The 13649-nt window shown below is 66.5% G+C and carries 10 protein-coding genes; 1 reads left to right on the forward strand and 9 read right to left on the reverse strand.

All coding sequences use genetic code 11. The annotated features are described in order from the left end of the window. Nucleotides 1–572: 572 nt before the first annotated feature. Entirely contained in the window at nt 573–764 is a 192-nt protein-coding gene (locus NGM07_RS19180; protein WP_253514601.1) for a hypothetical protein, read from the reverse strand. A gap of 527 nt (nt 765–1291) precedes the next feature. Further along, nucleotides 1292–1615, reverse strand: a complete 324-nt coding sequence (locus NGM07_RS19185; RefSeq protein ID WP_253514603.1) for a HalOD1 output domain-containing protein — start codon at nt 1613–1615, stop codon at nt 1292–1294. A gap of 446 nt (nt 1616–2061) precedes the next feature. Between NGM07_RS19185 and NGM07_RS19190 the strand changes: the two genes are divergently transcribed. Next, nucleotides 2062–3549 carry a DUF7289 family protein gene (locus NGM07_RS19190; RefSeq protein WP_253514605.1) on the forward strand — a complete coding sequence of 496 codons (1488 nt, stop codon included), beginning with the start codon at nt 2062–2064 and terminating at the stop codon, nt 3547–3549. Here NGM07_RS19190 and NGM07_RS19195 read toward each other — a convergent pair. The 7 genes from NGM07_RS19195 to NGM07_RS25490 are packed head-to-tail and all read right to left on the reverse strand — an operon-like array spanning nt 3542 to nt 13424. Continuing rightward, a complete protein-coding gene (locus NGM07_RS19195; protein WP_253514607.1) occupies nt 3542–4303 on the reverse strand; it encodes a DUF7289 family protein in 762 nt (253 codons plus the stop codon). The genes NGM07_RS19190 and NGM07_RS19195 overlap by 8 nt on opposite strands. Continuing rightward, on the reverse strand, nt 4296–4796 hold the full coding sequence (locus NGM07_RS19200; RefSeq protein ID WP_253514609.1) for a DUF7266 family protein: 501 nt from the start codon (nt 4794–4796) through the stop codon (nt 4296–4298). Before NGM07_RS19200 ends, NGM07_RS19195 begins: the two co-directional genes overlap by 8 nt. Beyond that, on the reverse strand, nt 4793–6112 hold the full coding sequence (locus NGM07_RS19205) for a DUF7261 family protein (protein ID WP_253514611.1): 1320 nt from the start codon (nt 6110–6112) through the stop codon (nt 4793–4795). The genes NGM07_RS19200 and NGM07_RS19205 overlap by 4 nt, the downstream gene beginning before the upstream one ends. Then, on the reverse strand, nt 6100–6720 hold the full coding sequence (locus NGM07_RS19210; protein ID WP_253514613.1) for a DUF7288 family protein: 621 nt from the start codon (nt 6718–6720) through the stop codon (nt 6100–6102). Before NGM07_RS19210 ends, NGM07_RS19205 begins: the two co-directional genes overlap by 13 nt. A 1-nt stretch (nt 6721) precedes the next feature. Then, a complete protein-coding gene (locus NGM07_RS19215) occupies nt 6722–7258 on the reverse strand; it encodes a DUF7287 family protein (protein WP_253514621.1) in 537 nt (178 codons plus the stop codon). Between the two features lie 2 nt (nt 7259–7260). After that, the gene (locus NGM07_RS19220; RefSeq protein ID WP_253514623.1) at nt 7261–9288 is read right to left on the reverse strand and encodes a type II secretion system F family protein; all 2028 of its coding nucleotides are present in this window, start codon (nt 9286–9288) and stop codon (nt 7261–7263) included. After that, the gene (locus NGM07_RS25490) at nt 9285–13424 is read right to left on the reverse strand and encodes a type II/IV secretion system ATPase subunit (RefSeq protein ID WP_368410222.1); all 4140 of its coding nucleotides are present in this window, start codon (nt 13422–13424) and stop codon (nt 9285–9287) included. The genes NGM07_RS19220 and NGM07_RS25490 overlap by 4 nt, the downstream gene beginning before the upstream one ends. Nucleotides 13425–13649: the final 225 nt, after the last annotated feature.

Genomic DNA, 13649 nt, shown 5'->3' on the forward strand with positions numbered 1-13649 from the left:
CGGGTTAATATCGGCCCGTTGTCGGTGGCAGTGACAGAGACACGCTCTAAAGCTCTCATTGAGGGACACTGGCCTGCACCGTACCCTATCGCAGGCCGGGAGTCTTCTAGCCGGTTACTCTCTCCGGACGACAGAACCAGGCGGGAAACGGACGATGACCCGACCGCCGTTACCCCACTAATTAATGAAACGGTTGCAATCATAATGCTGATTAAGTAGACTCGACGTGTGGTTCATAACCGTGAGCGTCTTTACGATCGAATGCACCGGGTGTGGGACGACCCGAACTGCTCGGCAGAAATCTGACGAAGTCCTCCCCTTCGATCCCGTTTGCCCGGACTGTCTTTCGCAGGAATTCGAGGTAGTCAAGGGGGCGGACGAGGGAATCCCGGATAGCGCGCCCGTGAAAAGCGAGGGGACCCGCGACGTTTGACTGCCGGCTTGCTGTACCGACCGCGCCGCGCTTCTCGACGAGATTCCTTCCCCGGCAAGCAGGAGAATATGGCAATTGACGGTGTCGGCCACCTCGGGCCGGGTTCGAGGCGAGACTACGTCGGGGAGGTCACGCAATTTCAGAAGTCCGCGTTCGAAATCCACTCCACGGCCGCCGAGACGAACCACGCCATCCAGAGCGCGAAGACGACCAGCCACGCCCCGTACCGCGCTTCCGGCGACCCCACCACCAGATAGCCGACGGCCAGCACCAGTGCGGCGGCGGCGAGGGCGGTCAGCGTGCGGCGAGTCGGGGTGAGTTTGTCGGTCATCGTGACGGTTTCGTCGTTCGTGGTCCGAACGCAACGGTCGCGTGTTGCTAAGAACGCGGCGCGACGTAGTCCTAACGTCTGTGGGAGCATTTCGTTCGAACAGCGCGCTCTGCTCGTACTCTACGAGATTCACGAGATAGGGGTTTCAGTCGAACGGAGCGTTCTGCTCGCATTCTACGAGATAAGGATTTCAGTTAAATGGAGCGTTCTGTTCACACTCTACAAGATAAGGATTTCAGTTGAATGGAGCGTTCTGCTTGCACGATTCAAATGAGTACCGCAACCGCACCGCGACCGCCACACACCTCCCCAACCGATTCCTTCGCGCCTGCCGGCGCTCAGTCATCCCTCGCGCGTGTTGGTGCGGCCGAAACCGCCGGCCGCACCAGCACGCGCCGATGGTGAACGTGAAGATTCGGGGCTGAAGATGAACGCGAAGATTCGATGCCGAGGTGGTTTCGACTGGTGAACCGGTTCGTCGAGAAAACGTTACGAGAATCGCCAACGACCGCGTCTCGAAGACGGTTTCAGCTTCGGACGACGATACGGCCGTCCGAGAACACCGTCACGTGGTAGATGTCGTAGGGGAACGAAACCGAGACGTCGTCTCGGAGGTCCCCGTACCGCCGGGTGTGAAACAGCAGTTGGAGCGCGTCGCAGTCGACGACGGAACTGAGCGGGACCATCTGCTCGGGCGGTCGTTCGACCACCTTCGAGAGCGCGAGCGCGATACCCGTACACACTTCGCCGTGAATCATGTGGTCGCTGACGTTGAAAACGTAGGTCGACGATTCGTCGCCGTCGGCGTCCGCAACCTCGATTTCCACGGGGTCGATGCCATCTCTCGCCATGCTACTCGGTTCGATACGCCTCCTCGGGGAGGGACGTACATATGCTTTCCGGACAGGGTAAAATCGGGGTACTGCGGCGGGTTTCGACGCCGCTCGCCTGAAGATTCTGAGGCTATTTTTCGATTCGGCGAAGGTTCTTCAACGGTTGGGTCGCCTCCCCGTCGGTTCGGGTGTGACGACGGTCCGGAAGACGAGGCGCGGAGGACGGCGGCGCGGAAGACGACGGCGCAGCGGATGGCGGCACGGAGAGCGACAGCGCAGAAGACGGCTCCCCAGTGTCGGCAGGAAGAACGGTTCCCGTCCCGACGGATGCACCGACGGTCGGGAACCTCCCCAAAACGCCCGACTCCGACGGGAACGAACCGTCGTGCCGCACCCCGAACAACGTGAAAATTTCTCGAAGGGAGGCGGGGTAGTTTAAGACCCCCTGGTTCGTTGGGCCGACTATGTCGGGACGACCCAGGGGCGGTCGGAGTCGCGCACAGTCGAACGTCATCGGCGTCGTCCTCCTACTCGGACTCACGGTCCTCGGCACGGGCCTCATCGTCGCGTACGGATCGTCGGCGCTGGACGACTCTCGCCAGGCCTCCGAGGTCGGCGGCGCGGAACAGGCCATGGCCCAGTTCGACTCGCGGGCGGCGATGGTCGCGCTCGGCGATTCTGCGGTGCAATCGGTGCCGTTCGGGGGGACCGACGGGGCGTACAGCGTCGACCCCGACGCGGGGTCGATCAAGATTACCCACGTCGACTTCTCCGGGACCCACGACCACGTCATCCTCCCCGAGACGAGTCTCGGCTCGGTCGTTTACGAGAACGGTGACGCGACCGTCGCCTACCAGGGCGGCGGCGTCTGGCGCGAGGGCGAACACGGCGGGACGACCATGGTTTCCCCGCCCGAGTTCCACTACCAGGGCGCGACGCTCACGCTTCCCATCGTCCGCGTGTCCGGGTCCGGAAGCGTCGCCGGGTCGCCGACCGCCCGCATCACCGAGGTGACCCGCGCCGAACCGGTCTTCCCGTCGAGCGAGACGTATCCGGCGCCGGACGACGACCGGCCCTACGAGAATCCGCTCGAGAACGGCAAGATGATAGTCGAAATCCAGAGCCGGTACTACGAGGCGTGGGCCGACTACTTCCGCAGCAGGACCGCGGGAACCGTCACCGTCGACGCGTCGACGAACCCTGGCACCGTCACCGTCGACCTAATATCCACGGGGACGACCGGGACGTTCGGGATGCCCAACGACGGTAGCGGCGTCGACATCCGGGGCATCGCGGGCGGCCACTCACTGAACGAGTACGCCATCACCCTCCAACCGGACGACACCGACAGCTCCGACTTTTCGAACCTCCAGTGGTCGATGTACGCCGAGAAGGGCGACCGGCAGTTCGAACTGCACCTCCGCCGCCAGAGCGGAAGCGACTGCGACGACATGGTGGTGAGCGCGACGGTGTACTACTCCGAGAACGACGGCTCCACCTATCAGGGCTGGTACGACGGCGACGCGTACACGAGCGAGTGCTTCGACGCCGACGGCGACGGCGCCCAGGACGAGGTGCGTCTCGTCGCGAACTTCGTCGACGGCGACTCGGCCGACCCCGAACTGACCTACCAGTCGCTGTCGTCGAATCAGCTCTCGCACTTCAGCCTCTCCGGCGCGTCGCAGGCGCCCTCGCCCAGGTTCGACGAGCACGACGAGAGCGTGGAGTGGGAACCGAAGTCGTACTCCGACGGCTCGGTCGAGCGCATCGACCCCCTGATGAAACACTACCTCGCGCTCATGGGTCCGGGTTTCGAACTGCGAGTCGACGACAAGAACTCCGACACGGTGAACGAGGGCGTCTCCTCCGGCACGATCTACTACCCCGGCTCCGGCGAGTTCGTCACCTACCTCCACATCACCGAGAACGAGGTGCAGGTCGAACTCACGTGATGGCGACGTCGACCCTCGTCGCCGTCACGTACAGCCGTTCCGCGTCGAACGAACACTCCACGGTGTCGGCGTCGGTCCCGACGACGTCGCAGTTGCCGTTCCACCGCGGGTCGTCGAGTCGAGCCTCGAAGTAGCGCCGCCAGACGGGCGCCCGGGCCGGCGCGGTGTCGACGGTCACCGTCACTCTGTACCCGCCGGACGTCCGCGCCGACAGCACCTCCGAGACGGCGCGCGTCCCCCGGACCAGCACCGTCTTCGAGCCGCCGACACCGCCGGACCCCGTCGCCCGCGTCTGAACGACCGGGAGTATCACGACCCCGCCGTCGGCGCGGAACACCATGTCCGGCGCTCGCTTCATCACCGCGCCGCCCGGGTCCGTGCGGATGACGGCGCCCGCCTCGTAGACGAGCGTCGACTCCGACCGCCCGGAGTAGACGAGCGGCGCGATTTCGACCGTGTCTGCGGGCGTGCCGGCGACGTCGACGCTGACTGTCATCGTCGTAGGTTCGCCGAACCCCAACTGCGCCTCGGCGAGTTTGATCTCGGTCGCGCGGCTGGGCGCGTCCTGCCGGTGGAGGTCGGCCATGTTGTCGGCCAGAACGTCGAACGCGCGCTCGGCGTTGTTCAACTGCTCGGCGTCGCGGGCGTCGGTCAGCCCGTCGATTCCGACGACGTACACCGTGGCCACCGTCAAGGTGATGAGCGCGAAGACGAGGACGAACCCGACCGTCTCGCTCACGCCGCGGTCAGCCATGCTGCACCTCCAACTCGTCGGCGCTCGGGTCGTAGACGACGCGAACGTCGCCGCCGGAGACGGCGGTTTCGGCGACGGTCGTCTCGGACGTGAGTTCCACCCGGACGCTGACCTCCGGGCGGTCCACCGAGAGGACGAGGTACCGGTCGGCCCCGTCGGCTCGGACCGCTATCGTGTACTGTTTGCCGGTGACCCGTTCGGGGAGGTTCCGGTCGACGGTCACCGTCCCCGTCTCGACGGTCTGTGCGAGTCGGTCGACCGCGGCGACGTCGGCCGACACCTGCTGGCCGATGACTTCGAGTTCGTTGCGGACCGTCCGTTCGCGCTGGTCCTCGACGAACCCGCCGCCGGCGATCAGGAGGCCGCCGACGAGGAGCGTCGCCACCGTCAGGCTCAGCGCGTAGCCGAGCGTGGTCGAGACGCCTCGCTCGTCGGTCGCCAGTCGCCGCGCGCGCCCGTCGACCGCGGCGTCTGACCGGAGTCGGTCGCTCACGGCGGACACCTCGTTCCGTCGACCACGTGCTCTTTCGACGCGGTTCTGTCGTTTCCGTCCGCATCGGTCGCGGTGATGGCGACGGTGAAGCGGTCGCCGGTGCTCCCGAAGTCGACCGTTTCGCTCCCGGACGTCGCGGCGTACGTCTGCGAAGTGCCGGTGTTCTGGTTCGTGACGGTGACGTCCACGGTGTCGAGGTTCCCGTCCGGGTCGGACACCGACCACGAGATGGCGAACGAGCCGTCGTCGTCGTCGTCCGTGATTTCGAACTTGGTGACGTACGGCGCGACGGCCGGTCGGCCGGACTCACCCGGCGCGACCCGGCCGTCGGTTTCGTAGGTGAGACTCGGCCCGTCGACGACCAGGTCGACGGTCGCCGAGTAGATCGCCGGCGTGGTGTACGGCGAGCCGAGGTCGGGGTCGTCGCGGTAGGTGGTTTCGGTCGGCGGGCAGACGACCCCGTTCGCGGCGTCGACCTCGTGGCGGAACGGTCCCTCGACCCGGTCGACGGTGAGTTCGTACGTGCCGACGACGGCGTCGGCGTTGATGTATCGCACGTCGTAGGTCCCCGTCGGTCGCGCTGGGAAGTCCAGCGCCTCGCAGTGGACCCCGTCGAGCGTGCCCGCGGTGAGGTCGACGACGACGGACGACCCGTCGGCGGCGCACGTCCTGATGGTCCCGTCGGCGTCGTAGCTCATCACCTCGACCTTGTCGGTGGTCGAGTCGCGGTAGATCGCGACGCGCCAGACGTCGTTGCCGTCGTCTAACTCCACGAAGAAGGCCGCATCATCGGAAGTGGTGAGCGTGTCCTCGACCGTCGCGTCGTCCAGCGACGGGAGGCCGCTTCGGCGGACCGTGAGCCGGAACTGGCGCGCTTCGACGTCAGGGGCGACGACCCAGTCGTGTTGCCCCCCGACCGGGGTGAATTCTCCGCTCGTCCGGTCGGCGACGAGCGTCCCTTCCCGCCCCGAACTGGGGGTGACCGACGTCAACAGGCCGTCGACCGCCGAGTAGTTCGCGCGTAGCGTCTGCCACCGCCGGAGCGCCGTCTTGTACTCGTCGTATCGACTTGAGTAGGTGCGGTCGCCGCCGTTCCGGTTCGCGTGGTCGATGGCGGTGCCGGCCCCGGCGAGCGCGTCGTGCCGGAAGCCGACGGCGTCGTCGACCGAGGCGTCGCCGGTCCGCGTCGCGAGGTTCTCGGTGTAGATGGCCGAGTTCACCACGAGCGCGAGCGCGACGAACACCACCGCAAGCGAGAGTCCGCCGACGAGGATGAGCTGTCCGCGCCCTCGGCCGTCCGGCGTCACATCCGCCATACGACCACCTCCACCTCGACGACGTTGTACAGGCCGCCGGTCGCGGCGTCGCGGTAGAGCGAGGCGTCGCTGACCCCTGTGGCCGTCGGTTCGGCGACCCCGTCGCCGTCGGGGTCGCCGAACAGGACGTCGTCGTCGACGAGCGTCACGGTCTTCGACGCCGTCGCCGCGTTGTCGCTCGGGACGCCCTGGTAGAGCATCCGCTTGCGCTTGACCAGTCCGTCTCCCGTCTGGTACTTGACGAACACGTTGTAGACGATGCCGCGGTCGCCGAACGCGCGGTCGAGCATCGCCCCGAACCGGTTCGGGGGCGGGGAGTTCGTGTAGTAGCCGTCCATCCCGGTCTGGCGGAAGTCGCCCTCCGCGTCGGCGAACAGCACCGCCCGGCGGAGCGCGCCGCTCTCGGCCGCCGCCGCGAGGACGCCGTCGGCCGTCGCCGCCTGCTGGTTCTCGATGTGCTGGTTCGACGTGCTGGCCGAGAGCGGCGTCACCGCGGTCATCTGGAGCGCGAACGCGACGCTGGCCAACAGTAAGAGGCTGGCCACGACCGCTTCGAGCGTGTGGGCCTGTCCGCGACCGGTTGCGGGTCCGTCGCTGTGTCCCCCCACGTTACCACACCCGTACCTTCAGCACCGCGTCGATTCCGTCGAGGGTGACGAAGCGGCGCGCGACCATCACCGAACCGGACCCGGCGGGCGGCGAGTCGCCCGCCTCGAAGGCGGTGCACGACCCGCCCGCGGCGACGACATCGTCGCGCTCGTCGACGGTGCCAGAGCCGTCGTTACAGAGGACGTCGGGCGTCTGGTCGGCGTCGTCGGTGTCGCCGACGAGTTGAACGTTCACACCCGTATCGTCGGCCACGCCGATTCGGTCGTGAAGCGACCCGCTGCCGAACCGACAGTCGGACTCGGACGGACCGCCGAAGAAGTAGGTGGTACAGCCCACGTCCAGCACGTACGGCGTCGACGGGTCGCCGAGCGTCCCCTCGGCGAGTTGACTAGCGATTCGGTCGACGGCGACGGTCTCCTCCTGGGCGCTCCCGACCAGCGGTTCGAGGATGCCCGGAACGACCGCGAAGACGAACGACACCGCCAGCAGGAAGACGCTCACCCCGATGACGAAGTCGATGGTTGTCTGTCCTCTCATGGTCAGATGAAGATGAACGTCACCAGCGCGACGGTCGGCAGGACGACCGCGAACTTCACGCCCGCGAGCAGGCTGGCGTCGCGGATGTAGCCCGCGATGAACCCCGACAGGAGCGCCTGGAGCGTGACGGCGTGGAAGAACAGCATCGCCATCAGGTTGGTGTCGAGGCCGCTGCCGAACTGCATCCCGCCGCCGGCCCCGGACCCGCCGCCGGAGGCCTGGCTCGCGAGGCCGCCCATTACGTCGAGGAACTTCACCTTCAGGATGGCCATCACGGCCAGCAGGGTGAGGTAGGTCATGATGATGATGACGACCTGCATCCGCGAGCGCGACTTGCGCTCGCGGGCGATGTCGTCCTGGTTCTCGCTGGCCTGCGCCGCGGTCGTGAGCACCGCCGAAATCTGGCTGGAGGCCTCCTGGGCCTTGCTGATGAGCTTGACGGTGCGGGCCAACCGCGGGATGTGGTAATCGTTGTTGAACTCGATGAGCGCGGCCTTCAGGCTCATGCCGTACTCGACCTTCGCGTGGAGCACGTCGAACTCGTCGGCGAGTTTGCCCGAGGAGGTGTCGGCGACGGTCTTGATGGACTCCAACAGCGTGAGGCCGGTGTCGTTGGCGCTCGAGAGCTTCCGGAGGTTGTCCGAGAGCTTCCCGATGACCGACCGGCGCGACCGGACGTTCCACTCGTAGAACACCATCAGCGGCAGGAAGTTGAGGTAGACCGGGACGTAGACGTAGATGAACGTCCCCCAGATGGGTCGGGCTATCATCCCGTCGAGGCTCCGGGGCGCGGCGCCGGTCCAGACCGCGCTCGCGACCAGCACCAGCGACGCCGGGGCCGTCAGGCCGAGCACGTAGGTCGGGTTGTCCCGGAAGAAGATGTGCGGCCGCTTGAGCAGGGCGACCGTCTCGTAGGTGCCCTCGCGGCTCTTGATACGGTCGAACACCGAGAACTCCCCGACGTACTTCTCGACCAGGCCGAGGTGGAGCAGGCCCGCGCCCGTCGCGGCCGCCAGCACCTCCCCGCCCTCGTCGGGGTCGAGGTAGCCGTCACCGGGGTCGTCCTGCTTGACGGTCGAAACCAGCACCAGGAATCCAACGCCGGTCAGCGGGATGAGCCCGTAGACGGTGGCGTACAGCATCGACTGCTTGGCCTGGCCGAGCAGCGACATGATGACGAGGATGATGATGAGCAGCAGGGGGAACAGCGAGAGGGTCATGTACATCTCGCCGAACAGCTCCAGCGTCTCCAGGGTCATCTCCTGTTCCTGCTTGGCGGTCCGCATGTGCTTGTCCTTCTTGTCGTCTAAGAAGTCGGTCATGTTCCCGCCGGAGTTGACGATGGAGAGCATGTCGGTGAGGAACTGGCCGAGTTCGTCGCTGGGCGTCTCCAGCGACCGCTTGCGGATGGCGGTCCGGTAGTCGGTGTCGAAGTACTCGGTCTCCTGGACGATGGACTGGAACTCCCGGGACACCTCGCCGTAGGTGTCGTCGGCCTTCGCGATGGCCTCCAGGATTTCGAGTTGGTTCAGCCCCCCGATGGAGAGGGCGTACATGAACGAGATGGCGTCGGGCAGCAGCATGTTGATCTCGCGCTTGCGCTCGCCGGCTTTGAGGTACGGCACCCCGACGACGGCGCCGAACCCGCCGGCGAAGCCGATGGCGCCGAAGAACAGGCCGCTGGCCACGACGAGCGACGGAATCTTCAGCGTCCGGATGAGCCACAGCACGGTGTCGTTGGGCACCGGCACGCCGATGAGGATGCCCACGTCGACGAACCCAGTCATGAACAGTCCGTAGCCGACGACCAGTCCCAGTAGCCAGAGGACCGCGCCAGCCAGCACCCCCACGGCGAGCCCGCGCGAGATGTAGAGTTCGGCGGTTTCGGCCATCCGGGCCTCTGCGAGTTTCTTCTCGACGTCGGCGACGAAGTCGCCGTCGGCGTCGAAGAGGCGCTCGAACAAGGGGTAGAAGGTGTCGGCGAGCGAGTCGGCGGATTTCCGCGTGCCGGTCGCGGTCCCGTGGCTCATGACCGGTCCTCCGCGTCGGCGTCGGCGTCGCTACCCGCGGAACCGTCGTCGTCGGTCGTCCCGGTTTCGCTCTCGTCGAAGGCGGCTTCGAACTCGCCGAACGAGGGGGTTTCCTCGTCGTCGGTCGAGGAGGCATCCCCGTCGTCGGTCGAAGGCGACTCGTCGCCATCGACCGACTCGGACTCCGCGGCGAGGTCGCCCTGACCGAGTTCGGTACCGGACTCGCGCCGACCCGACTCCGCCGGAGTCGGGTCGGCGCTCACCGGGCGGTCGTTCGCGGGTTCGTCGCTCGCCGGGGCGGCGCTTTCGAACTCGTCGGCCGTGGTGCTCCGTTCGACGGCGTCGGGTCGGCGCGGCGTCGTCGCGTCGCCGGACCCGTCTCGGGTCCCGCCGGACTCGCTTCGCTGCCCGACCGCCTCACCCGCCGACGGTCGGTCGTCCTCGGTCGACTCGGGGTTCGTCTCGAACTCCACGGCGTCGAGCATCTCGTCGTCGAACGGCAGGTCCGGGGCGTCGCCAGAGTCGGTCGGCGCGTCGGTCGCCTCGTGGGACTTAGCGAGTGCGACCGCCAGTCCCTCGGCGTCGGCGTCCTCGCCGCGGTAGTCGTCGAGCAGGCGGTCCTCGGCCTCCGCGAGGATGCCCCGGGCGAGTTCGTACGTCTCGGGGTCCGGGTCGGGCCGGGGCACCATCTCCTCCTTCTCGGGGTCGATGTCGATGTGGACGCTCTCCATCTCCCGGAGGTCGTGGAGGCTCTCCTCCAGGTTCCCGTTGGCGATGAGGGTGAGGATGGTGTCAGGGTCGTTGATGAACGCCTGGGCGGTGGCGGCGACCTGGGTGTACTCGTTCAGGCCGTTCTTGATGAGGTATGCGAGGATGACCCGGCGCTTCAGGATCTCGTCCTCCAACTGGTCGTGGTTCCACCCGCGGTCGAACATGATCTCCTCCATGGTGTTCGACCCGGACAGGCGCATGAACTCGTCGTCCTCGGCGCGCCACTGGAAGATGTCCTGGACGTTGATCTCGTCGTTCTCGGGGTCGTAGTGGTTGATCTCGGTCAGCGACTTGTTCCGCCGGACCTTGCTCCCCTGGACCCGGGTCTGGGTCTGGATGGAGACGAGGTCGAGGGCGGTGAAGAGGGTCTTGCTGACGTTGATGGGTTCCGTGGTGAACCGCTTCAACACCTCGCCGACCGTGTCGGCGTGGAAGGTGGTGTAGGTGGTGTGACCCGTCGACATGACCTGGAAGAGCGTGCGGCCCTCCTCGCCGCGGATTTCGCCCATCACGATGTAGTCGGGGCGCTGGCGGAGCGCGGCTTCCAGCAGGTCGAACTCGTCGACGTCGCCCTTGTCGTCGTCGCTGAAGGAGGGTCGGGTGACGCTGGCGATCCAGTTGCGCTGGGGCAACTCGACCTCGCGGGTGTCCTCGATGGAGACGATCTTCGTGTTGCTCGGGATGAACAGCGAGACGGCGTTCAGGCTGGTGGTCTTCCCGGACGCCGTACCGCCCGCGAAGATGAGCGACTTGTGGTTCTCGATGGCCAGCCAGAGGAACGCCATCTCCTCCAGGCTGAAGGTGTTCCAGTTGACGAGGTCGATGGGCGTGAACGGTACGTCCTTGAACTGCCGGATGGTGTAGTTGGTGCCGTGGTCCGAAACCTCCCGCCCGAGCGTGAGTTGAGCGCGGGAGCCGTCCGGCAGGGTGGCGTCGACCTGGGGTTGGCGCTTGCTGATACCCTTTCCGGACCGCTGGGCCATCTTGACCACGAAGTCGTCGAGTTCTGTCTCGCCGTGGTAGACGTTGGTGATGATCTGCTCGTAGTCGGTGTGGTAGACGAAGACGGGCGAGTTGTAGCCGTCGACGGAGATGTCCTCGACGTTGATGTCGTGTTTGATGCCGTCGATGCGCTCGTAGCCGATGAAGTCCCGGCGCAGGAAGTAGAGCAGTTTCTCGGCCTGGTACTCCGAGAGCGTCTCCTCGTCCTCTTCGAGCAACACCGGTTCCGGCCGGACCGAGATGCCGTCGAGGCCGCCCGACTCGTCGGGTTCGAGTTCCTCGATCTTCGCCTCCACCGCGGCGCGGACCTGCTCGCGCAGGCTCCCCGAGGCGTCGAAGTCGAGGTCGAGGTACTCGTCGAGTCGGATTCGGGGCTCGGGGTCGTCCCGTCGCTCGGCGTCCCCGTCGGCCTCGCCTTCGGCGTCGTCCGCCGCGCCGGACGCTTCCGATTCCTCCGCCGCGACGGGACCGTCCGGCGATTCGGGTTCGGGTGGTGACGCCGGTTGCTCGGTCGCCGCGGGAGCGCTCGCGTCCGACGCGGGCGCTCCCGCGTCGTCACCCTCGCCGTCGACCGTCCCGCCGTCCGCGGCGACTTCCTCGTCTCCGTCGGAGTCGGCGTCGGCTTCGGGCGTCGGTTCGGTCGGTGTCTCGGGCGTTTCGGGTTCGTCGGGCGTCTCGTCCTCCGGCCCATCGTCGTCCTCTCCGTCGGCGGAGGCGGCCGACTCGTCGGCCGCCTCCGCGTCGTCGTCGCGGCGCTTCTCGACGTAATCGAGGTAGCTCTCGCGGACCGGTTCGAGCGCGGCGTCGGTGCTCTCTCGCGCACGGGCGAGCGACGCCGAGACGGCGTCTCTGGTTTCGTCGTACCGGGCAAGCGCCTGCTTCAACTGCTCGGCGCGCTCGCCGGTGTTCTCCGCGTAGAGGTCGTAGCGAGCGAGCAGTCGCAGGGTTTCGCGCTCGATGACCTCCTCACGCTCTTCCTCCTCCGCCTCGACGACCACCTCCTCGCTGGAGTACTTGATGGAGGTCCGGAGCTTTCCGGTCAGGAACTCCTTCAGGTCGTCCTCGATGCGGGTGCAATAGGGCTCTATCAGGTAGTACTTCGTCTCGTTCTCCTTCTCGGAGTGGAAGATGATGACGAACGAGTAGGGCTTGTTGACCCAGTAGCGGTCGACCTCCCGGAAGTGCTGTTTCTTCGGGAGCGCCACCGCCTTCTCCAGGTCGTAGCGGTTGACCACCGTGGTGTGGCCCTCGACGGTCGAGAAGAAGGCGTCCTCGTCCAGTTCCTCGGGCACGTCGAGCGTGCGCTCGTCCTCGACCTCCAGCAGTTTCTCGGCCTTGGCCGCGCCCTCCGCCAGCAGGTCTTCGAGGTCGTCTTCGGGGAAGCCGAGCCACTCCTCCTCGTCGAAGCGCTCGATTTCGCCCTCCTCGTCGCGGGGGCGTTCGGGCGCGGTGACGCTCGTGTCCTCGTAGTAGTACTCGTACTTGAAGTGCTCCCAGTAGTAGTCGCCCTTCGTGACGGGCGTCGTCGCGGGGTCGAGCCACGCCTCGAAGTCGGCGCTCAGGTCGGTGACCGCCAGGCCGCCCTCGAAGACGCTCGCCCCCAGGTCGTCGTGGCCGAGCCACTCGCTCCGGTCGAAGGGCACGACTTCGCCGTCCCCGTCGCGCGGGCGCGCCATCCCGTCGTCGTCCTCGTCGTAGTAGTACTCGTAGCGGAAGTGCTCCCAGAGGTACTCGCCGAGTTCGACCGGCGTCTCCTCGGGGTCGAGGAACGCCTCGAAGTAGGCGCTCAGCCCCGCGGCGGTTTCGGCGGCGTCGTCCACCCTGTCGCCGGTTTTCTCGGGGTCGAAGCCGAGGTACTCCTCGGGTTCGAAGGGGTACGGTTTGCCCCGCCAGTTGGTCGGCGGGCCGCCGTCCTCCCAGAAGACGTCCTCCTCGCAGTCCCGCCAGGTGTACTCGCCGACAGTGACCCGCGCCGAGGCGAGTTCGTCGTCGGAGAGGTCCAGCGGACCGGGCGTTCCGTCGGAGTCGCCGTCGTCCCCGTCGGAGTCCTCCGGTTCCCCGCCGCTCCCTCCGGGGTCGTTCGATTCGTCGTCGACATCGTCTGCGTCGTCAGCGTCGTCGGCCGTCTCGTCTGCCTCGCCCGCTCCGCCGTCGTCGTCGGCATTCCCGGTGTCGGAGTCCTCGCCGCCCTCCGAACCGGTTTCCTCGTCGGCGTCGCCGTCAGTCTCGTGGCGGTCGCCGTCCGGTCCGTGGGACGGTCGCTCCCGACCCCGGCCGCCGCCTTCGGACCGAGGTTCGGCCCCACCCGAATCCGCTTCCCCCTCGGGGTTCTCGTCCCTCCTCCGGTCCGATTCATCGTTCATTGACTCTCCCCTCCCACTGATACTTGAAAAAACCTTTTACCTGCCGAATTACATGTCATTTTAATTTGAGTGTATCAGTAAGGAATGTTCTTCCCCGAAGATATACGGAGTCGGAACCACAGCTGTCGGACTCCGACTATGGAGTCGGACAGATTACACTAACGGGAACCGAAGACGGTCGGACGAAGGACGTATCGACAAGAGAAGAGGAATCGCCGGGCCCGG

Source organism: Halorussus vallis (assembly GCF_024138165.1).
Lineage (GTDB): Archaea > Halobacteriota > Halobacteria > Halobacteriales > Haladaptataceae > Halorussus > Halorussus vallis.